Origin of the sequence: Halomonas sp. B23F22_20, from assembly GCF_043496985.1 — a bacterium.
In the GTDB taxonomy this organism is placed as follows: domain Bacteria; phylum Pseudomonadota; class Gammaproteobacteria; order Pseudomonadales; family Halomonadaceae; genus Halomonas.
On sequence record NZ_JBIEKH010000004.1, the window covers coordinates 64,836 to 83,998 of the forward strand.

Annotated in this window: 20 protein-coding genes; 6 read left to right on the plus strand and 14 right to left on the minus strand. The window is 67.2% G+C overall.

All coding sequences use genetic code 11. The annotated features are described in order from the left end of the window. Positions 1 to 14: 14 nt before the first annotated feature. Positions 15 to 740, plus strand: coding sequence for a phosphate signaling complex protein PhoU (phoU, locus tag ACGTN6_RS03860; RefSeq protein ID WP_394589941.1), 726 nt, complete (start codon positions 15 to 17; stop codon positions 738 to 740). Between the two features lie 84 nt (positions 741 to 824). After that, complete coding sequence (gene cysZ / locus ACGTN6_RS03865) at positions 825 to 1,574, plus strand: sulfate transporter CysZ (RefSeq protein ID WP_394589942.1); 750 nt, start codon at positions 825 to 827, stop codon at positions 1,572 to 1,574. Positions 1,575 to 1,659: 85 nt separating this feature from the next. Here cysZ and phoR read toward each other — a convergent pair whose 3' ends face one another. The 4 genes from phoR to ACGTN6_RS03885 form a co-directional block, all read right to left on the minus strand. After that, positions 1,660 to 3,006, minus strand: coding sequence for a phosphate regulon sensor histidine kinase PhoR (phoR, locus tag ACGTN6_RS03870; RefSeq protein WP_394589943.1), 1,347 nt, complete (start codon positions 3,004 to 3,006; stop codon positions 1,660 to 1,662). A 1-nt stretch (position 3,007) separates the two neighbouring features. Beyond that, entirely contained in the window at positions 3,008 to 3,697 is a 690-nt protein-coding gene (gene phoB / locus ACGTN6_RS03875) for a phosphate regulon transcriptional regulator PhoB (protein ID WP_394589944.1), read from the minus strand. An 85-nt stretch (positions 3,698 to 3,782) separates the two neighbouring features. Further along, entirely contained in the window at positions 3,783 to 4,676 is an 894-nt protein-coding gene (ubiA, locus tag ACGTN6_RS03880; protein ID WP_394589945.1) for a 4-hydroxybenzoate octaprenyltransferase, read from the minus strand. 226 nt (positions 4,677 to 4,902) lie between these two features. Then, entirely contained in the window at positions 4,903 to 5,379 is a 477-nt protein-coding gene (locus tag ACGTN6_RS03885) for a chorismate--pyruvate lyase family protein (RefSeq protein WP_394589946.1), read from the minus strand. 147 nt (positions 5,380 to 5,526) lie between these two features. Between ACGTN6_RS03885 and ACGTN6_RS03890 the strand changes: the two genes are divergently transcribed. The 3 genes from ACGTN6_RS03890 to ACGTN6_RS03900 all read left to right on the plus strand — a co-directional run bounded on the left by ACGTN6_RS03890 (position 5,527) and on the right by ACGTN6_RS03900 (position 7,618). Further along, positions 5,527 to 6,687 carry an FAD-dependent oxidoreductase gene (locus ACGTN6_RS03890; RefSeq protein WP_394589947.1) on the plus strand — a complete coding sequence of 387 codons (1,161 nt, stop codon included), beginning with the start codon at positions 5,527 to 5,529 and terminating at the stop codon, positions 6,685 to 6,687. Positions 6,688 to 6,884: 197 nt separating this feature from the next. After that, on the plus strand, positions 6,885 to 7,160 hold the full coding sequence (locus ACGTN6_RS03895; protein WP_394589948.1) for an HU family DNA-binding protein: 276 nt from the start codon (positions 6,885 to 6,887) through the stop codon (positions 7,158 to 7,160). 101 nt (positions 7,161 to 7,261) lie between these two features. Further along, positions 7,262 to 7,618 carry a hypothetical protein gene (locus ACGTN6_RS03900; RefSeq protein ID WP_394589949.1) on the plus strand — a complete coding sequence of 119 codons (357 nt, stop codon included), beginning with the start codon at positions 7,262 to 7,264 and terminating at the stop codon, positions 7,616 to 7,618. Positions 7,619 to 7,792: 174 nt separating this feature from the next. Here ACGTN6_RS03900 and recG read toward each other — a convergent pair whose 3' ends face one another. Together recG and ACGTN6_RS03910 are read right to left on the minus strand one after the other, a co-directional pair. Continuing rightward, a complete protein-coding gene (gene recG, locus ACGTN6_RS03905) occupies positions 7,793 to 9,874 on the minus strand; it encodes an ATP-dependent DNA helicase RecG (protein ID WP_394589950.1) in 2,082 nt (693 codons plus the stop codon). Further along, the gene (locus ACGTN6_RS03910) at positions 9,871 to 10,791 is read right to left on the minus strand and encodes a hydrogen peroxide-inducible genes activator (protein ID WP_394589951.1); all 921 of its coding nucleotides are present in this window, start codon (positions 10,789 to 10,791) and stop codon (positions 9,871 to 9,873) included. The genes recG and ACGTN6_RS03910 overlap by 4 nt, the downstream gene beginning before the upstream one ends. A 100-nt stretch (positions 10,792 to 10,891) precedes the next feature. On the opposite strand from ACGTN6_RS03910, the gene ACGTN6_RS03915 reads away from it, so the two are divergent. Then, entirely contained in the window at positions 10,892 to 11,764 is an 873-nt protein-coding gene (locus ACGTN6_RS03915; RefSeq protein ID WP_394589952.1) for an SDR family oxidoreductase, read from the plus strand. A 19-nt stretch (positions 11,765 to 11,783) separates the two neighbouring features. Here the strand turns inward: ACGTN6_RS03915 and ACGTN6_RS03920 are convergent, their stop codons facing one another. The 8 genes from ACGTN6_RS03920 to glsB all read right to left on the minus strand — a co-directional run bounded on the left by ACGTN6_RS03920 (position 11,784) and on the right by glsB (position 19,069). After that, a complete protein-coding gene (locus ACGTN6_RS03920; RefSeq protein WP_394589953.1) occupies positions 11,784 to 12,284 on the minus strand; it encodes an acyloxyacyl hydrolase in 501 nt (166 codons plus the stop codon). After that, complete coding sequence (gene thpR / locus ACGTN6_RS03925; RefSeq protein WP_394589954.1) at positions 12,251 to 12,808, minus strand: RNA 2',3'-cyclic phosphodiesterase; 558 nt, start codon at positions 12,806 to 12,808, stop codon at positions 12,251 to 12,253. The genes ACGTN6_RS03920 and thpR overlap by 34 nt, the downstream gene beginning before the upstream one ends. A 171-nt stretch (positions 12,809 to 12,979) precedes the next feature. Next, a complete protein-coding gene (locus ACGTN6_RS03930) occupies positions 12,980 to 13,369 on the minus strand; it encodes a RidA family protein (RefSeq protein WP_183388059.1) in 390 nt (129 codons plus the stop codon). Between the two features lie 85 nt (positions 13,370 to 13,454). Continuing rightward, a complete protein-coding gene (locus ACGTN6_RS03935) occupies positions 13,455 to 15,587 on the minus strand; it encodes a RelA/SpoT family protein (protein WP_394589955.1) in 2,133 nt (710 codons plus the stop codon). A 54-nt stretch (positions 15,588 to 15,641) separates the two neighbouring features. Continuing rightward, positions 15,642 to 15,902: a DNA-directed RNA polymerase subunit omega gene (gene rpoZ, locus ACGTN6_RS03940; RefSeq protein ID WP_183388057.1), complete on the minus strand. Its 261-nt coding sequence runs from the start codon at positions 15,900 to 15,902 to the stop codon at positions 15,642 to 15,644. A gap of 177 nt (positions 15,903 to 16,079) precedes the next feature. Continuing rightward, positions 16,080 to 16,694: a guanylate kinase gene (gene gmk / locus ACGTN6_RS03945; RefSeq protein WP_394589956.1), complete on the minus strand. Its 615-nt coding sequence runs from the start codon at positions 16,692 to 16,694 to the stop codon at positions 16,080 to 16,082. 86 nt (positions 16,695 to 16,780) lie between these two features. Continuing rightward, positions 16,781 to 17,977: an MFS transporter gene (locus ACGTN6_RS03950; RefSeq protein WP_394589957.1), complete on the minus strand. Its 1,197-nt coding sequence runs from the start codon at positions 17,975 to 17,977 to the stop codon at positions 16,781 to 16,783. A 126-nt stretch (positions 17,978 to 18,103) separates the two neighbouring features. Next, positions 18,104 to 19,069 (minus strand): glutaminase B, encoded by a 966-nt coding sequence (gene glsB / locus ACGTN6_RS03955; protein ID WP_394589958.1) that lies wholly within the window; start codon positions 19,067 to 19,069, stop codon positions 18,104 to 18,106. Between the last annotated feature and the right edge of the window lie 94 nt (positions 19,070 to 19,163).

Genomic DNA, 19,163 nt, shown 5'->3' on the forward strand with positions numbered 1-19,163 from the left:
CTCAGGAGAGTCTCATGGACATCACCAGCGATATCCACAGCCAGCATATCTCGCGGCAGTTCAATCATGAGCTCGAAGAGCTCAAGACCCACCTGATGGCCATGGGCGGCCTGGTCGAGAAGCAGGTGCAGGACGCGGTCCGCTCGCTGCTCGACGGTGATTCTGCCCTGGCCGAGCGGGTGGTCGACAATGATCGTGCCGTCAACGACATGCAGATCAAGATCGACGATGAGTGCACCCGAGTACTGGCGCGCCGCCAGCCCGCCGCCTCCGACCTGCGCCTGGTGCTGGCGGTCATTCGTGCCGCCTCCGACCTGGAGCGCATCGGCGACGAGGCCAGCAAGATCGCCCGCAATGCCCTGGAGCTGGTCGAGAGCCACAACGGCAGCCGCGGCTTCGTCGAGGTGCGCATCATCAGCGAACACGTGCGTAAGATGGTGCGCGACGCCCTGACCTCCTTCGCCCGCTTCGATACCGAGCTGGCGCTCCAGGTGGTCCAGGAGGACGACCAGGTCGACAGCGAGTACCAGTCTGCGATGCGCTCGCTGATGACCTTCATGATGGAGGACGCCCGCTCGATCTCGCCGGTGCTCGGGATCATGTGGATCCTGCGCGCCCTGGAACGCGTCGGCGATCACGCCAACAACCTGGCCGAATACGTGATCTATCTGGTCAAGGGGCTCGACATCCGCCACACGGATCCGGATGATCTCGGCGACGAGGTGCACGGCGACCGCTGAACCCCGGTCGTCCGGCGCTGTCCATGAGTCGGCCGTCGCCCCTGGCGACGGCCGACGTCGTCGTGTATGGAGGAAATGACACCGATGCTGGATGCCTTCACGGCGCTGTCCCGGGGGACCCGCCTGGTCTACACTCCTGGCCTGCGCCGCTACGTGTTTCTGCCGATCCTGGCCAACCTGGTGGTCTACGCGGCCATGCTGAGCTATGTGCTGACCCACTTCGGCGGCTGGCTGGACGGCTGGATGGCCATGGTGCCGAGCTGGCTCGACTGGCTATCGTGGCTGATCTGGCCGCTGTTCGTGTTCAGCCTGGGGCTGATGGTGTTCTTCAGCTTCACCCTGGTGACACAGCTGATCGCCGCGCCCTTCTATGGCTTGCTGGCCGAGAAGGTAGAGGGCGAGGTCACCGGGCGGCCGCCGCTGGACGATCGCGGCTTGGTGCGCACCGGCGTCGATGCCCTGGGCCGCGAGCTGGTCAAGCTGGGCTATATCCTGCCGCGTATGCTGGTGCTGTTCGTGATCGGCTGGATTCCGCTGCTCAACCTGGCCGCCCCGCTGCTGTGGCTGCTGTTCTCGGCGTGGATGGTGGCGGTCACCTACCTCGACTACCCGATGGACAACAATAAGGTGACCTTCACCGACATGCGCCGCCGGCTCGCGGCGCGGCGCTGGCCGACGCTCACCTACGGCGCTTGGGTGATGCTGATCACCTGGCTGCCGCTGGCCAACCTGTTCCTGCTGCCCGGCGCGGTGGCCGGGGCGGTGCTGATGTGGGACAGCCACTATCGTGCGCTGGCGCCAAGTGCCGGCAAGGCGACGCCGCCGGTACGGTGAAGGCTGGAGGGCGGTGTGGCCTCGGCTTATCCACAGCCGTCGTGCGCTTTGGGTTGTGGATAGTTGCGCGGAAGCGAGCGCCGAATCAGCGAGCGTTGCCGGATCGGGGCAGGCCCAAAGTCGACTCCTCCCCCGCAGCAGTGGCTGCGGTCAGGCGCTCGGCGGGGAAGATGCAGCGGAAGGTCGCGCCCTCGCCGAGACGCGAGTCGATCTCCAGTCGGGCGCCGTGTCGCAGCAGCACATGCTTGACGATCGCCAGCCCCAGGCCGGTGCCGCCGGTGGCGGTGCTGCGGCCCTTGTCGACGCGGTAGAAACGCTCGGTCAGCCGCGGGATGTGCAGCGGATCGATGCCTTCGCCGTCGTCTTCCACCTCCAGGCAGGCGCCGCCCTGCCAGGGGCGCCAGCGTAGTACGATGCGGCTGTCCTCGCCGGCGTAGCGCACGGCGTTGAAGGCCAGGTTGGAAACGGCGCTGTGCAGTTCCTTCTCTGAGCCGAGCAAGCCGCGGGGCTCCTCGACCTCGACCTCGAACCGGTGCCGACCGTCGGACAGCACCTCGGCGTCGCGGCGCACTGCCTCGAGCAGGCTGGCCGGGTCGAGACGAACGTCGTCCTGGCCGCCCCGGTCATTCTCCAGGCGCGACAGCAGCAGCAGGTCGTTGACCAGGTTCTGCATGCGCTGGGTCTGGCTCTGCATCTGTCCGATGCCCCGGGCGAGCCGATCGGGCAGCAGCTCGGCCATGTCGCCGTAAGTCTCGAGGTAGCCTGCCAGCACGGTGAGCGGGGTGCGCAGCTCGTGGGAGACGTTGGCCACGAAGTCGCGGCGCATCTGCTCGAGTCGGTGAAGGCGGGTGATGTCGCGGGCCATCAGTAGCCGCTCGTCGTCGCCGTACAGGGTGATCTGAAACTGCAGGATCATGTTCTCGTCGATCGGCGACGACAGCGTCAGCGGCTCGCGGTAGGCCCGGGCGTGGAAGTAGTCGACGAAGCGCGGGTCGCGCAGCAGGTTGGTGATGTGCTGGCCTCGGTCGTGAGCCGGTTGCAGGCCCAGCATGCGCTCGGCGGCGCTGTTCCACCACTCCATGTCGCCGTGGCGGTCGAGCATCACCACGCTGTCGCGCATGGCCTCGGAAGACTCCTGGATGCGCCGCAGGGTATCGCGCAGGCGCCGCTGGGTGATGCGCTGGCCTTTCTGGTAGCGGTATAGCCTGTCGAACAGTTCGCCCCACAGTCCGGATGCTGCAGGGGGCTCGTCATGGGGATGGTGGGTCAGCCATTCCTGCAGGGCGTGCAGCTGGCGCAGATGATAGAAAAGATACAGGCCCAGCCCCACGGCGATGCCGACGCCGATCAGGGCGAAGGGCCAGCCGACCAGGGCGCCGGCGGCCACCAGGGCCCCCAGCCGCCACAGTTCGCGTCGCCACAGCCGGCCCACGTCAGCCCTTGGTGGAGAAGCGGTAGCCGGTACCGCGCACGGTCTGGATCAGCTGCTGGTGCGGTTCGCCCAGGGCCTTGCGCAGGCGGCGAATATGTACGTCCACCGTGCGCTCCTCGACGTAGACGTTGCCGCCCCATACCTGGTCGAGCAACTGGCCGCGGGTGTAGGCGCGTTCCTGATGGGTCATGAAGAACTGCAGCAGCCGATACTCGGTGGGGCCGATCTCCAGGGAATGGCCGTCGATGCTGACGCGGTGGCTCACCGGGTCGAGCATCAGCCCCTCGACTTCCACCGGCTCCTCGACGCCTCGCGGAGTGGCCCGGCGCAGCACCGCCTTCAGGCGGGCCACCAGCTCCCGCGGGGAGAAAGGCTTGGTGATGTAGTCGTCGGCTCCCGATTCCAGCCCCTGGATCTTGTTGTCCTCCTCGCCCTTGGCGGTGAGCATGATGATCGGAAGCTCGGCGGTGCTCTCCTCGCGCTTGAGCCGGCGGGCGAGCTCGATACCGCTGGTGCCGGGCATCATCCAGTCCAGCAGCACCAGGTCGGGTTGGTGGTCGACGACGATGGCATGGGCGGCCTGGGCATTGTCCGCCTCGAGGACGCGATAGTCGGCCATCTCCAGCGCCACGGCGATCATTTCGCGGATCGGCGCCTCATCATCGACGATCAGTACGGTCTTGGCGGTCATCCCGGGGCCTCATGGTCAAGGTCAATGACAGGTTGGTGACGATGACAGCATGTCCTTGTGACAATACCGTGACAGCCGTCGTCTGTCAGGCGCCCATACCGGGCCATAGCGAGAGCGCGATACCGGCGAATAGCAGCAGTCCCGACCAGTGGTTGTTGAGGAAGGCCTGGAAGCAGCGCTCGCGTTCTCGATGGCGGATCAGTCGCTGCTGGTGGACGAAGGTGGCCGCCATGGCGGCGAGCCCCAGCCAGAAGAAACCGCCCAGTTCGAGCCGCTGCCCGGCCCAGGCCAGCAGGGCGAGGGTCGCCAGCTGCAGCAGGCCGATGATCAGCTTGTCGGCGCGGCCGAACAGCACCGCGGTGGACTTTATGCCGATGCGCAAGTCGTCGTCGCGGTCGACCATGGCGTACTCGGTGTCATAGGCCACGGTCCACAGCACGTTGGCGGCGAACAGCAGCCACGCCTCGAGAGGCAGATGACCGAGCACCGCGCCAAAGGCCATGGGGATCGCCCATGAAAAGGCCGCCCCCAGTACCACCTGGGGCAGGTGGGTATAGCGCTTCATGAAGGGGTAGACGAAGGCCAGGATGATGCCGCCCACCGAGAGCATCACGGTGAAGGGGTTGGTGAACCACACCAGCGCGAAGGCTGCCAGCACCAGGGACACGAACAGCGCCTTGGCTTCGCCCTCGCTGATGCGCCCGGTGGCCAGGGGGCGGTCCTTGGTGCGTTTGACATGGCCGTCGAAGTGGCGGTCGGCGTAGTCGTTGACCACGCAGCCCGCGGCGCGCATCAGATAGACGCCGGCGACGAAGATCAGCAGCAGCCGTCGCTCGGGAATCCCCTCGGCGGCCACCCAGAGGGCCCATAGTGTCGGCCACATCAGCAGCCAGGTGCCGATGGGGCGGTCGAGCCGGGTCAGGTGCAGGAAATCGGGCAGCCGGGCCAGCCCCCTGGGGCGCATCAGCGAACGTTCCATTCGGGTCTCTTCTCGATGGGTCGGGTCGGACGACACGGGTTTCAGTCGATGCCTGGGAGCCTGTCGGATTTGATCGATCGTCGCGAGAATCATGGATTTCGCGACAAGTTTATCGATCTGATGAAGCGAATAGCCCGCTATTCAACGAATCAGATCGAATGAATGTGGCCGACAGCCCGGGCTTCGTAGCAGATCAGCGTTAAGTCCGACAGGCTCCTGGAGCAGCCTACCGTGCCGGAAGCGCCAGGTCATCCGCCATGTCGTCGAGGAAGAACTCCTGGACCAGCACCGCGAAGTGGCCATGACGCAGCACCGAGCGGCGGCCCCAGGGGCCTGGCGATGTTCGAAAGGGGGCCGGGTCGGCGCTGACCTCGATGGGGCCTCGCTCCAGGCCTGGCTGGCGGAACAGCCAGTGCCCCAGTGAACGCTCGCCCAGGCGCTCGAGCCGCTGGCCGCGGAGGCTCCGCAGCGGGGCCACCGAGCGGGCGACCACCCAGGGGCGGTCGTCGAGACACAGCGCCACCTCACGTAGCCAGACTTGTCGGCTGGGCGATATCCGCAGTGCCAAGGCTTCGTCGCGTCGCGGCCGGCCCAGGCGCTGATCGAGCAGGCAGACCCGGAAGTGGCGTGGGGCGCCTGCCTCGATCAGTCGCTGGGTCAGCGAGTCGCGAGAGGCAACCCAGTGCCACCAGTCCGCGCTCATGGCCGGTCGGGCCGCCGCCAGGGGACGCCATCGTGGGGCGAGGGCCGGGCCGTGCTTCACGTCGTGCTCCGCATCCAATCCAAAGGGCGGCTAGTGTACCATGGCGCGCCGACCGGCCACCCCAAGCGCTCCCGCAGCGAGGACTCCATGACTGCACCCCTGACCATCATCGGCTCCGGCATGGCCGGGCTGGGCCTGGCGCGCCAGGTTCGGGCCCGACAGCCCGAGCGTGCCATCACCCTGATCACCGCCGACGGCGGCGACGACTACTCCAAGCCGCTGCTCTCCACCGGCTTCGCCAAGCGTCTGCCTCCAGAGCGTTTGGCGGCTCGCAGTGCTCTGGAGGCGGCGGAGCAGCTAGCCCTGGTGATGCGCACCCATACCCGCGTAGCAGGCATAGACCCCGCCGAGCGTACGCTCGCCATCGGCGCCGAGCGACTGCCCTACGGTGAGCTGGTGCTGGCGACCGGCGCCGTGCCTGAGCCGCCCTTCGCTATTCCGGAGGCGCTGGCCGGCCGAGTCCATACCATCAACGATCTCGACGACTACCGTGCCTTCCACACCGCCCTGGCGGCGCTGGGTCGGCCGGCCCGGGTGGCCATCGTCGGCATCGGCCTGGTGGGCTGCGAGTTCGCCAACGACCTGGCCGCCGGGGGCCACCGGGTTGAGCTGATTGCGCCGGAGGCGGCGCCGCTGCCGAGGCTGCTGCCCGAGCCGCTGGGACATGCCCTTGGCGAGGCTTTTGTCGAGGCCGGCATCGTGTTGCATACCGGACGCCTGGTCGAGAAGCTGCATGAGAACGGGAGTCGAGTGGGACTGGGGCTGAATGACGGCACGACGCTCGAGGCCGACCTGGTGTTGGTAGCCACCGGCCTGCGCCCGCGCACGCAACTGGCCGAAGCGGCCGGGCTCGAGGTGGGGCCGGAAGGCATCTGCACGGACCGCTATCTGGCGACCTCGGCACCGAGCATCCATGCCCTGGGTGACGTGGCCTGCGTGGAGGGTATCAATGCCATGTACGTCCAGCCGCTGCAGGCCGGTGCCAAGGCGTTGGCCGCCACGCTCGCCGGCTCGCCCACCGCGGTGCGCTATGGGCCCTGGCCGGTGCTGGTCAAGACGCCGCTGCTGCCGGTAGTGTCGCTGCCGCCCACCGGGAGGCCCGCTCGCTGGCGGGTCGAGGGCGAAGGCCGGGATCTGAGCGCTCTGGCCGAAGATGAAGACGGACGTTTGATAGGATTTGCGTTGACAGGCGCCTGTGTACGTCGGAAAGTCGAACTGGCGCGGGCTGCACCGCCATTGCTAGGCTAGTGACGTCAACGACGGCGCCCCCGGTTCCCGGCGAGGCAGCAGCGTTGCATCACGGCGTCATTCGCATGCCGCTCCCTCGGGCGAGCCGGAAACCATGCTCGACCGGGCCGCATGCGAGTGGGGCAACACCCAGAATCACTGCGTACAACAATGTGGCCGATGGGATCATCGGCAGGATGTCAAACCAGGAGGGCTGTATGCGCAAACCTGAACTCGCCGCGGCGATCGCCGAGCGTGCCGATCTTTCCAAGGACAAGGCCAGCCAGGTGCTGAACGTCATTCTCGATGAGATCACCGGCAGCGTGTCTGGCGGCAAGGACGTGTCGCTGATCGGTTTCGGTACCTTCACCGTGCGCGAGCGTGCCGCCCGCACCGGCAAGAACCCCCAGACCGGCCAACCCCTGACCATCCCGGCCAGCAAGACCGTGGCCTTCAAGCCGGGCAAGGGGCTCAAGGACGCCGTCTCCAAGTAGGCAAGGTCCGCCGGCTTTTCAGACCCCGCCTGAGACGCGACGCGGCCCGCTTGGCGGGCCGCGATTCCCTCTCTTACCTTATCCCCATTGACGGAGCCGTCATGAAGCTACGCCTGATGCTCTGGGTACTGGGCGTTATGCTCAAGCGTGCCTTGAAGCGCAAGGCCGCGTTTCGCGAGCGCCTGGCCGATCTGCGAGGCCTCGATTGGGGCATCGGCACCGAAGATCTTCGCATTGCTCGTTACTATCGAATGTCTCCCCGCGGCATCGAGACCGGGACCGGGCTACCGGTGGATCTCGACCTGGAGCTGCGTTTCGATGACGTGGACAGCGCGGTACGGGTGCTCAGGAAACCCACCCAGAAGGCCTTCCTCGACGGCATGATGGCCGGCCATGTGCGATTGGTCGGCGATGCCAAGGATCTCGAACGGCTGCAGGGGCTGCTCAGGCACTTGTAAAGCTTGAAGAGCGACGCTTCGCGCCTGGAAGGGCTGGGCTTCGCCCGGAGCTTGAAGTCATAAGCTTGAAGCTGGAAGAAAACCCTTGACCCGATAATGGCGGGGTTCATGCTGTCTTCCAGCTTCCAGCTTCCAGCTTCCAGCTTCCAGCTTCCAGCTTCCAGCTTCCAGCTTTCAGACCTGCCCATAACGCCCGGCTTCCTCGCCCAGCCAGCGGCGAATCAGCGGCCGGCTGGCCTCGGGGTGCTCGGCCAGCAGCGACTCGGCCAGCGGCGAGACTCGCGGCAGCAGGTCGGCGTCGCGCTCCAGGTCGGCGATCTTCATCTGCGCTAGGCCCGTCTGGCGGGTGCCCAGCACCTCGCCGGGACCGCGGATCTCCAGGTCCTGCTCGGCGATGCGAAAGCCGTCGGTGGTCTCGCGCATCACCGTCAGTCGCTTACGCGAGTGATCCGACAGCGGCGGGTGATAGAGCAGCACACAGAAACTCTCGGTGGCGCCGCGGCCGACCCGACCGCGCAGCTGGTGAAGCTGGGAGAGCCCCAGTCGTTCGGGATTCTCGATGATCATCAAACTGGCGTTGGGCACGTCGACGCCGACCTCAATCACTGTGGTGGCCACCAGCAGGTCCAGCTCGCCGGCCTTGAATTCGGCCATGACCTCGGCCTTCTCGGCGGCCTTCATGCGCCCGTGGACCAGGCCGATGGCCAGCTCCGGCAGCGTCTCCACCAGCTCGTCTCGCGTGGCTTCGGCGGCCTGGCACTGCAGCGCCTCCGACTCCTCGATCAGGGTACACACCCAGTAGGCCTGGCGGCCCTCGGCGCAGGCATGACGAATCCGTGCCACCACCTCGGGGCGGCGCTCGTCAGGCACGACCACGGTCTTCACCGGGGTGCGCCCGGGAGGCAGTTCGTCGATCACCGAGACGTCCAGGTCGGCGTAGGCGCTCATCGCCAGGGTGCGAGGAATGGGCGTGGCGGTCATCACCAGCTGGTGAGGCGTCAGGCCACCGGCTTCGCCCTTCTCGCGCAGCGCCAGGCGCTGATGGACGCCAAAGCGATGCTGCTCGTCGATGACCGCCAGGCCCAGGCGCTGGAAGTGCACGTCGCCCTGGAAAAGGGCATGGGTACCGATCACCATCTGCGCCCGGCCGTCGAGGATCGCTGCCTTGGCATCGAGCCGCGTCTTGCCCTTGAGCTTGCCGGCCAGCCAGGCCACCTCGATGCCGAGTGGCTCGAACCAGGCCTTGAAGGCGCGATAGTGCTGTTCGGCGAGGATCTCGGTGGGGGCCATCATCGCTGCCTGGCAGCCGCCGGCGATGGCCGATAGCGCTGCCATGGCGGCGACCACCGTCTTGCCGGAGCCCACGTCGCCCTGCACCAGGCGCAGCATGGGACGTTCCTCGGCCAGGTCGGCGCGAATCTCGTCCAGCACGCGGCGCTGGGCGGCGGTCAGCGAGAATGGCAGCTGGGTGAGGAAGCGAGCCTGCAGGCCGCGGCCATCGGGCAGCGAGGGGGCGCCGTCCTCCTGAATCCGTAGGCGTACCTCTCGCAGGCTCAACTGATGGGCCAGCAGCTCCTCCATGGCCAGGCGTCGCACGGCGGGATGTTGCCCCGCGGCCAGTGCCTCTGGGTCGGCATCGGGCGCCGGGTGGTGCAGTGCGCGCAGGCAGCCGTGGAGCTCGGGCAGCTCGAAGCGGCGCCGCAGCGGCTCGGGGATCCATTCCGGCAGCGCCTCGGGAGCGGCGTCCAGCCGCGCCAGGGCCTGATCGATCAGGGCCCGCAGGCGCGTCTGGTGCAGGCCCTCGGTGGTCGGGTAGATCGGCGTCAGATGGTCTTCTACCGGCGGGGCGCCCTCGCCAAGCAGGCGATATTCCGGATGGTAGAGTTCGAGCCCGGTGGCGCCGGCCCTGGCCTCGCCGAAGGCGCGCACCCGGGTTCCCGGACGGAACTGCTGCTGCTGGGCCGGCGAGAAGTGAAAGAAGCGCAGGCTGAGAATGCCGGAGCCGTCGCGCAGGCGGATCAGCAGGCTGCGGCGCCGGCCGCGCACCACGTCGGCGGCCATCACCTCGCCTTCTACCACCGCCTCGTCGCCGGAGCGCAGAGTGGCGATGGGCGTGATGCGGGTGCGGTCCTGATAGCGCAGCGGCAGATGGAACAGCAGGTCGGCGACGACGTCGATGCGCAGCCGGGCCAGCTTCTGGGCCAGTGCCTCACCGACGCCCTTGAGCTCCGTGACGGGGGCGTCGAGGCCGCTCATGCCGGCTCGGGCGCCGCCGCGCGACAGTGGGCGATGGCATCGGTGATCGCATCGATGGCCTGGGGACGCGGAAAGCTGGCACGCCAGGCGATGGCCACGGTGCGTCCCGGCCCCGGAGGCGTGAAGGGTCGACTGGTCAACAGGCCGCTTTCATAGTGCCCGGTGCCGATCGCCGAGCGCGGCAGTACGGTGATGCCCAATCGCGAGGCCACCATATGGCGAATGGTTTCCAGCGAGCCGCCCTCGGCGGTCAGAGTGTTGTTGGGGCTATTGAGCTTCTGACTGATGGCCGGGCAGGCCTCGAGGATCTGGTCGCGGAAGCAGTGGCCCTCGCCGAGCAGCAGCAGCCGTTCTTCGAGCAGTGCTTCCTTGTCGATGGTCTGACGCTCGGCCCACGGATGGTCGGCCGGCATCAGCACCTCGAAGGCTTCCTCGTAGAGCGGCTTGGTCACCACATCGGTCTCGGTGAACGGCAGCGCCACGATGATGGCGTCGAGCTCGCCGCTGCGCAGCTTGCGGCGCAGATCGCCGGTGAAGCCTTCCTCGATGTAGAGCGGCATCTGCGGTGCGCGCCGAGTCAGTTCCGGGACCAGGTGCGGAAACAGGTAGGGGCCGATGGTGTAGATCGCGCCGATGCGCAGCGGACTCGCCAACTGGTCGCGTCCGGCAGTGGCCAGCTCCTTGATCACGCTGCTCTGTTCCAGCACGCGCTGGGCCTGCTCGACGATCTTCTCGCCAAGCGGCGTCACCTGTACGGTGGACTTGGAACGCTCGAACAGCGCCACGCCGAGCTCTTCCTCGAGCTTCTTGACGGCCACCGAGAGGGTTGGCTGGGACACGAAACAGCGCTCGGCAGCGCGACCGAAGTGGCGCTCCTGGGCCAGGGTTACGATGTAACGGAGTTCTGTTAGAGTCATTTCGGTGCCGGGGCTACCTCGATAGTGCTGAATGTCGCGGGCCCCATCCCAGGGCACCCCATCGGGTCATAGGGACTTTTTATCAGGGGGCGAAGGAAAGGTGAAGACAACGACGCTGATTCTGGGCTGTGGAGACATTGGAACGACGCTGGGAGGCGAACTCAAGGCATCCGGACAGCGGGTGATTGGGGTGCGCCGCGATGCTGCCAGGTTGGCCGAAAGCGGCCTGGAGGGCGTATCGGCGGACCTGAACGACGCGGCGGCCCTGGCCGAGCTGCCGGACGCCGACATCCTGGTCTATGTGGTCAGCGCCGATCGCTTCGAGGAAGCGGCCTATCGGGCCGCCTACCCGGACGGTCTCAAGGCGGTACTGGACGAGTTCGGTGGTCGTCAGCGTCCGCCGCGGCATGTCTTCTTCGTTTCCTCCACCAGCGTCTATGCCCAGCAGGAGGGCGAGGTGGTCGATGAGGACAGCCCCACCGTGCCCACCGGCTTCTCCGGGCTGCTGATGCGCGAGGCCGAGCAGACACTGATCGACCATGTCCTGCCCGGTACCGCGGTGCGTTTCTCCGGCATCTATGGGCCGGGTCGTGATCGTCTGATCCGCCAGGTCGGCGAGGGTCGCATCGCCGCGGCGACCCCGGCGATGTACTCCAACCGCATTCACCGCGACGACTGCGCCGGCGTCTTGGCCCATCTCATCGCCCGTGCGCTCGACGGGGAGGCCCTGCACGAGCTGTACCTGGCCAGCGACTGCGAGCCGGCGCCCCTCCACGAGGTGATGGCATGGCTGGCCAAGCAGCTCAAGGTCGAGGCCACCGAGACCATCCAGTCGCCGCTGCGCCGCCGGGCCAGCAAGCGTTGCGACAACGCCCGTTTGCTCGAGAGCGGCTATCGCTTCCGCTACCCCAGCTTCCGCGAGGGCTATGCCCAGGTACTTCGTGAGGGCGGTTACCTGCAGCCGACGACTTGAGCGGTGCCGTCCCCCCGATTCAGAGGGCCAGGCGATAGTTCAGCGAATAGACCTCGAAGCCGTCGTTGGGGCGGTCGAGGCTGGCGTTGGAGTAGTGGCTGATGCCGATCCCCAGCTCGCCGCCCCGGTCGAGACGCACGCCCGCCGCCAGGCGGTCCTCGAACTGGAAGGAGGTGGACAGGTCCCGCTCCTCGAGCCGTGTCTCGACGAACAGTGCGCCTCCCACGCCGGCCTCGACATAGGCCCGGCCGTCGGCGAAGCCATAGCGCAGAGCCGGCGTCAGTCGCCAGGCGAGGTTGTCCTGGTAATGATCGCCGGATAGCCACAGCAGGCCGGTGGCGAGACGCAGATCGAGGGCGGGATACCGCGGGAGCAGGCCGAGAAGGGTGTCGAACGTGACGCTTACTGCTGGTGTACTTTCGCTGGTGATCCCGAACTCGATGTTGGGGGCAGCGCTGGCGTGGGCAGTGGCCAGCGCGCCGAGCATCAGGATGGTCCGTGGGGCGACTCTGGGCGACATGGCGACTCCTCGGGATGAGCCGTTCGCGCGAGGCAGCGGTAGCGGCTGCCATCATGCGTGATCGTTGACTGTATTAGCTCAACCTGAGTGTAGTCCCATGCCAGGGAAACGGCGGGCAGTTCCGCCGCCGAGGGCTGCGTCGCCTTGCGCAGCAGTGTGATATGGGGCACGAAGCGTTCGGGACGCGTGCCGGCGCCGAGTCGCTCCAGGCCGTCCCACAGCTGGCATTGCAGGCTCGCCAGCGCTGGATCGACGTGGGTGGCTCCGACCCAGACGATGCCGGGTCGACGGAACTGGCCCCAGCAGTCGAGCCGCCAGCGGCCAGGCAGCAGGGTCACGCCCGCCAGCCAGTCGGCGATGGCCGTGGCCCGCGCCGGTGGCTGCTCGCCGAGGAAGGCGAGCGTGAGATGGATGCTGTCGTCCGGCATGCGTTGGCCGCCGCAGCGGGCTCTGGCGGCATCGGCCAGAATGCCGAACCGCCGGCGCAGGACTGGCGGCGGAACCAAGGCCAGAAACAGGCGCATGGAGTCTTTGCTCTCTGCGTCAAACAGTATGCCCAACCTCGAAAGTCTGATGGGCGGCGGCAAGGTGTAGCGAGGATCCTACGCCAGGGATGGGTTCACAGCGCCCTCGCAATGGTCCGGCATTCCGGAGCTTGTCGCCGCCTTGCTCTGCTCTTGGCCGGGGAAAGGCTATCAGTCGCCGATGACCAGCACGGCCTCAGCTTCGACCTGGCTGCCCTTGGGCAGCGCCTTGACGCCCACCGCGGCGCGGGCCGGATAGGGGGCGTCGAAGAACTCTTCCATGATGCCGTTGACGATGGCGAAGTTGTCCAGGTCCACCAGATAGAGGTTGAGCTTGACCACGTCCTTGAGGCCGCCAGCGGCCTCATCGGCAACGGCTTTCAGGTTGGTGAAAACCTGGCGCGCCTGGGCCTCGAAGTCGTCGGAGACGATTTCCATGGTGGCCGGGTCCAGCGGAATCTGGCCGGAGAGGTAGACGGTGTTGCCGGCCTTGATGGCCTGGGAATAGGGGCCGATGGCGGCGGGTGCCTGGTCGGTGTTGATGACGGCCTTGTTGCTCATGGTGTGCTCCGTATTGTTGGCGATGAGGGAATGACCAATGAAAGCTCCCGCCCGCCGCCAAGGCGGCGGGCGGGAGCGGAAGGATTCAGTTGCCCAGGCGAGTGATCTTGCCGACGTGGGACAGGTTGCGCAGGCGCTTGATGATCCGCGCCAGGTGCACGCGGTTGCGTACGGACAGGGTGAGGTTGACGATCGACAGTCGGGCGTCACGCTCCTCGATGCCGATGCGCTCGATATTGGCGTCGGCATCGGTGACCAGGCTGGCCAGTTCGGCCACCAGGCCCCGGCGGCTCTCGATCTCAAGGCGCAGCGGCACCGGGAAGTCTTCGTCGGACTGCTCCGACCACTCGAGGGCGAACAGCTTGTCCGGGTCGCTCCTCAGCTCGGCCAGGTTGCGGCACTCGACGCGGTGGACGACGATGCCCTTGCCCACCGAGAGGTGGCCGATCACCGGGTCGCCGGGCAGCGGATGACAGCAGCGGGCGAACTTGATCACCATGCCCTCGGCGCCGCTGATCACGATCGGGCCCTGGTGGTGCCCTGCGTCCTGGGTCGGCGCCTGGTCGCCGTGCTGGAGGTCCGCCAGGCGGCGAGCCACCACGTGGGCGACGCGGGTGCCCAGGCCGATGGATTCCAGCAGCGTGTCCTCGCTCTTGAGCTCGAGCTCGGCCAGCAGGCTTTCCAGTGGCTTGGCCGGCAGCTCCTCGAGGCTGGTCTCGAACTCCGCCAGTGCCTTGTTGAGCAGCCGGCGCCCCAGTTGGACGGCTTCGGTGTGCTGCTGGTGCTTGAGCGCGTGGCGGATCGCCGAGCGTGCCTTGGCGGTGACCACTACGTTGAGCCAGGCCAGGTTGGGCCGGGCCCCGGGCGCGGTGATGATCTCCAGCGTCTGGCCGCTCTGCAGGCGAGTGGAGAGTGGCGCAAGGTGGCGATCGATGCGGCAGGCGATGCAGCTGTTGCCGATGTCGGTGTGCACGCTGTAGGCGAAGTCGATCACCGTGGCGCCCTGAGGCAGCTCCATGATGTCGCCCTTGGGCGTGAACACGTAGATATCGTCGGGGAACAGGTCGTTCTTGACGTGTTCGATGAACTCCAGCGAATCCCCGGCATGGCGCTGCATCTCGAGCAGGCCCTTGACCCAGGCCCGGGCCCGGGCATGGCTGCCCTCGGCGATCGGATGCTCGGTCTGGCCGGCCTTGTACAGCCAGTGGGCGGCGATGCCGTTGTTGGCCATGGCCTCCATCTCGCGGGTGCGGATCTGCACCTCGATGGGCATGCCGCCGCTGCCGAACAGCGTGGTGTGCAGGCTCTGGTAGCCGTTGGCCTTGGGGATGGCGATGTAGTCCTTGAATCGCCCCGGCACCGGCTTGTAGAGGTTGTGCACCACGCCAAGGATGCGATAGCAGCTATCGACGTCATCGGTGATGATGCGGAAGCCGAACACGTCCATGATCTCGGCGAACGACTTCCGCTGATCGCGCATCTTTCGGTAGATCGACAGCAGGTGTTTCTGGCGACCCACCACCGAGCCGGTCAGCCCCTCGTCGTCGAGGCTGTTCTGCAGGCTGTTCTGGACCTGGCGGATCGCCGAGCGGCGGTGGCCACGGGCGCTGGCCACGGCGCGCTTGATGCGCTCGGCGCGCATCGGGTGCAGGGCCTGGAAGGACAGGTCCTCGAGCTCCACGCGGATGGTGTTGATGCCCAGCCGGTTGGCGATCCGCGAGTAGATCTCCAGGGTCTCGCGAGCGATGCGGCGCTTCTTCTCCGGGCGAAGTGCTCCCAGGGTGCGCATGTTGTGCAGCCGGTCGGCCAGCTTGACGATGATCACCCGGATGTCCCGGGACATCGCCAGCACCATCTTCTGGAAGTTCTCGGCCTGGGCGACCGCCTTGTCCTCGAAGGTGATCTGGGTCAGCTTCGAAACCCCGTCGACCAGCTCGGCCACCGGCTCGCCGAACTGCTCGCCGAGGGCCTGCTTGGAGACACCGGTGTCCTCGATGACGTCATGCAGCATGGCGGCCATCAGGCTCTGATGGTCCATGTGCATGTTGGCCAGGATGTTGGCCACCGCCAGGGGGTGGGTCACATAGGGCTCACCGGAGCGCCGGCGCTGGCCGTCGTGGGCCTGCTCGGCGTAGTAGAAGGCACGCTTGACCTGCTGAATCTCGTCCGGGGGGAGGTAGCCGCCGAGGCGGTCGGCCAGGTCATCGATGGTGAACATGCGGCGCGCCCTGAAGGTTGCATGATGGCCGTGCGGATGGCGACGACGGCGGCATCACTCCTCGGCGGGGATGCCCGGCTCGCCTTCGGGGCGAGGACGCACGGGGGCCTCGATGGGCTCGTCCAGCACGCTGGAGTCGACCAGGCCTTCGGCGATTTCACGCAGCGCCATCACGGTGGGCTTGTCGTTCTCCCAGGGCAGCAGGGCATCGCGGGAGCCGCGGGCCAGCTGTCGCGCACGCTGGGTGGAGATCATCACCAGCTTGAAGCGGTTTTCGACGTTTTCCAGACAATCTTCGACTGTGACTCGCGCCATGAATGCCTTCCTGAATGCTGACGGGCGAAACCCCGGCTGGCGTCGCTGCGCCCCAGGGATTCACCGATGAATAGATCGAATAGATTACTCGACGCCCGGTTCCCTTGACAAGCGCTGCGGTCGGCTCAGGACCAGCGCCTGCGGCTGAGCGTCATGACAAGCGCCCGCGGCGGAGGGTCATGACAACAGCGCCGCCAGCAGCGTGGCGTGGCGTTCGTGCATGCGCTCGGCGGCCAGTCGCCGAGCGATGACCAGCGACTGCAGCTCGCGCAGGGCGGTGGTGAAGTCGTCGTTGATCACCAGGTAATCGTATTCGTTGAAGTGGGACATCTCGCTGACGGCCTCGCGCATACGCGAGGCGACGACCGCATGCTCGTCGGTGCCGCGGCTCGACAAGCGGCGCTCCAGCTCCTCCCGTGACGGCGGCAGGATGAAGATCGACACGGCGTCAGGCACCTGTTCGCGGACCTGGCGGGCCCCCTGCCAGTCGATCTCGAGGATCACATCCTGGCCGGCGGCCAGCAGGTTCTCCACGGCGCGCCGCGACGTGCCGTAGTAGTTGTCGAACACCCGGGCGTGCTCGAAGAAGTCGCCTTCCCCGATCATCCGCTCGAACTCGGCCTGATCGACGAAGTGGTAGTTCACGCCGTCGACCTCACCCTCGCGGCGTGGCCGGGTGGTGTGAGAGACCGAGACCTGGATGCCGTCGAGGCTTTCGATCAGTTCGCGTACCAGGCTGGTCTTGCCGGCGCCGGAGGGGGCGGAAACGATGAAGAGCGTACCTTGGGGCATGACGGATCCTGCGATATCGACGGCTGCGGAGAGGGCGCGAAGTATCGCATACTTGGCGCCCATCCCCTATCCCCCATCCGCCGGGGTCAGGCCGCGGCGGCTTGGGCCTCGCGGCGCTCCAGGTGGCGTCCCACGATGAACACCGCTAGCCCGCCGAGCGCCAGCACGGCGCCGACCAGGCCGCTGGCCGACCAGGGCGCCCCGCCCTTGATCACCACCGCCGCCAGCCAGGCGCCGAGGGCATTGGCGCAGTTGAAGGCGGCATGGTTCATCGAGGCGGCCATGGTCTGGGCATCGCCAGCGACATCCATCAGCCGGGTCTGCAGCGCGGGGCCCAGTGCCATGCTGGTGCCTACCAGGCCAACGAACAGCAGGCCGGCGATCAAGTGGTTGGCGGCGAAGAAGAAGCCGCCCTGGACCAGCAGGCACCACACCAGGATGCGGGGGATCGCCTTGAGCAGGTGCTTGTCGGCGAGGCGGGCGCCAATCAGGTTGCCGAGGATGGTGCCGATGCCGAAGATCGCCAGCACCCAGGGGCCCACCGCCTCGCTCATGCCGGCCTGGCTCGAGAGGGTCGGCACCACATAGCTGAACACCGCGAACATGCCGCCGAAGCCGATGCTGGCCACACCCAGGGTGAACAACACCCGCCGTTTGACCAGCGCGGTGAGCTCCCGACGGGGGCTGGCGTCCGGGTTGTGGGGCTGGCGAGGGACCCACAGGCGGATCAGCACGGCGGTGGTCAGGGCGATCACGCCGACGCCGAGGAAGGCGCTTTGCCAGCCCAGCCACTGGCCGGCCCAGGTGGCCAGCGGCGCGCCGATCACGATGGCGCTGGTCAGGCCCAGCATCACCCGGCTGATCGCCTGGGCGCGCTGCTCGACCGGCACCGCGGCAGCGGCCACCAGGGCGGCCACGCCGAAGTAGGCGCCGTGGGGCAGGCCGGCCAGGAAGCGTAGCCCCACGAAGGGCCAGAAGGACGTGGCCATGGCGCTGGCGATGTTGCCTACGGCGAACACCAGCATCAGCACGATGAGCAGGGTGCGGCGCGGCACCCGGGCGGCCAGCGCCGAGATCAGCGGTGCGCCGACCACCACGCCCAGCGCATAGCTGGAGATGGCGTAGCCGACGTCGGCGGCGGTGACCTGCAGATCGCCGGCCACGCGCTCCAGCAGGCCCATGATCACGAACTCGCTGGTGCCGATCCCGAAGCCGCCGAGGGCCAGCGCCAGTTCAGCCAGGCGGGGGTGGCGCGCGGTGGCGCCGGACGGGGTGGTCGACATGGCGAACCTCCTGGGCAGCGCCCGATCTAGTACGAGTGAAGCCAGGAATCTTACTCTTCATTTGCGACCAAAGTCTAAATTTCGGCGCCAATTGCGCGAATTTTTGCCTTTATAAAAGTAATAAAACTACATAATGGGCGTCATCTTGCCACCCGAAGTCAAGCCGGCGGGGATGATACCGGACCAGCGGCCCAGGTCGTCGGCGAGCAATTCGAGGGCATATTGGGCGGCTACCGAGTTACCGCGTTCATCCAGCGCCGGCGACCAGGCGCAGACCGAGAAGCGGCCGGGCACGATGGCGACGATGCCGCCGCCGACGCCGCTCTTGGCTGGCAAACCGGCCCGGTAGGCGAAGTCGCCCGCCGCATCGTACATACCGCAGGTGAACAGCAGCGAGTTGATCCGCCGTGCCAGGTCGGGGGCGATGAAGCGTTCGCCTGCGGACAGGGCATGACCCTCGGCGGCCAGGAAGTTGAAGGCGCGGGCGAGATCGACGCAGCTCATGGACAGCGCGCAGCAGGCGAAGTAGGCCGTCAGGACCTCGTCGACCTCGTTGTCGAGGTGGCCGAAGGCCTTCATGAGGTAGGCCATGGCGGCGTTGCGGGACCGATGTTTCCACTCGGAAGCCTGCACGGCATCGTCGATGTGAATCGCCGAGTTGCCGGACAAGCGGCGGGCGACGTCGCGCAGGTGCTTCGAGGGCGTGGCGAAGGCGCCGACCAGGCGGTCTGTCACCGCGATGGCACCGGCGTTGATGAAGGGGTTGCGGGGCTTGCCGCCCTCCGCTTCCAACTGGGTCAGGGAATTGAAGGGCATACCCGAGGGGTTGCGGCCCACGCGCGTCCACAGGGCATCACCCTGGACGCGCAGGGCCAGGGTCAGCAGCAGCACCTTGGCGATGCTCTGAATCGAGAAGGGCACCTGGGCCTCGCCGGCGTGGTAGATCTCGCCCTGATTAGTACAGATCGCGATGCCGAACCGATCGGCGTCCTGCTCGGCCAGCGCCGGAATGTAGTCGGCGACGCGGCCGTTGCCCAGGCGGGATCTGGCGCGGCGTTCCAGGCTTTCCACCCATTGCTGCATGGTTTCCATGAAGTCTCTCCGATGGGCTCGTGTCGAGAGGAACCAGGACGCGACGGCCCGGCGGCGGAGTTCTCCGCGGCCGGGCCGTCGTGCTGGGGGAGGC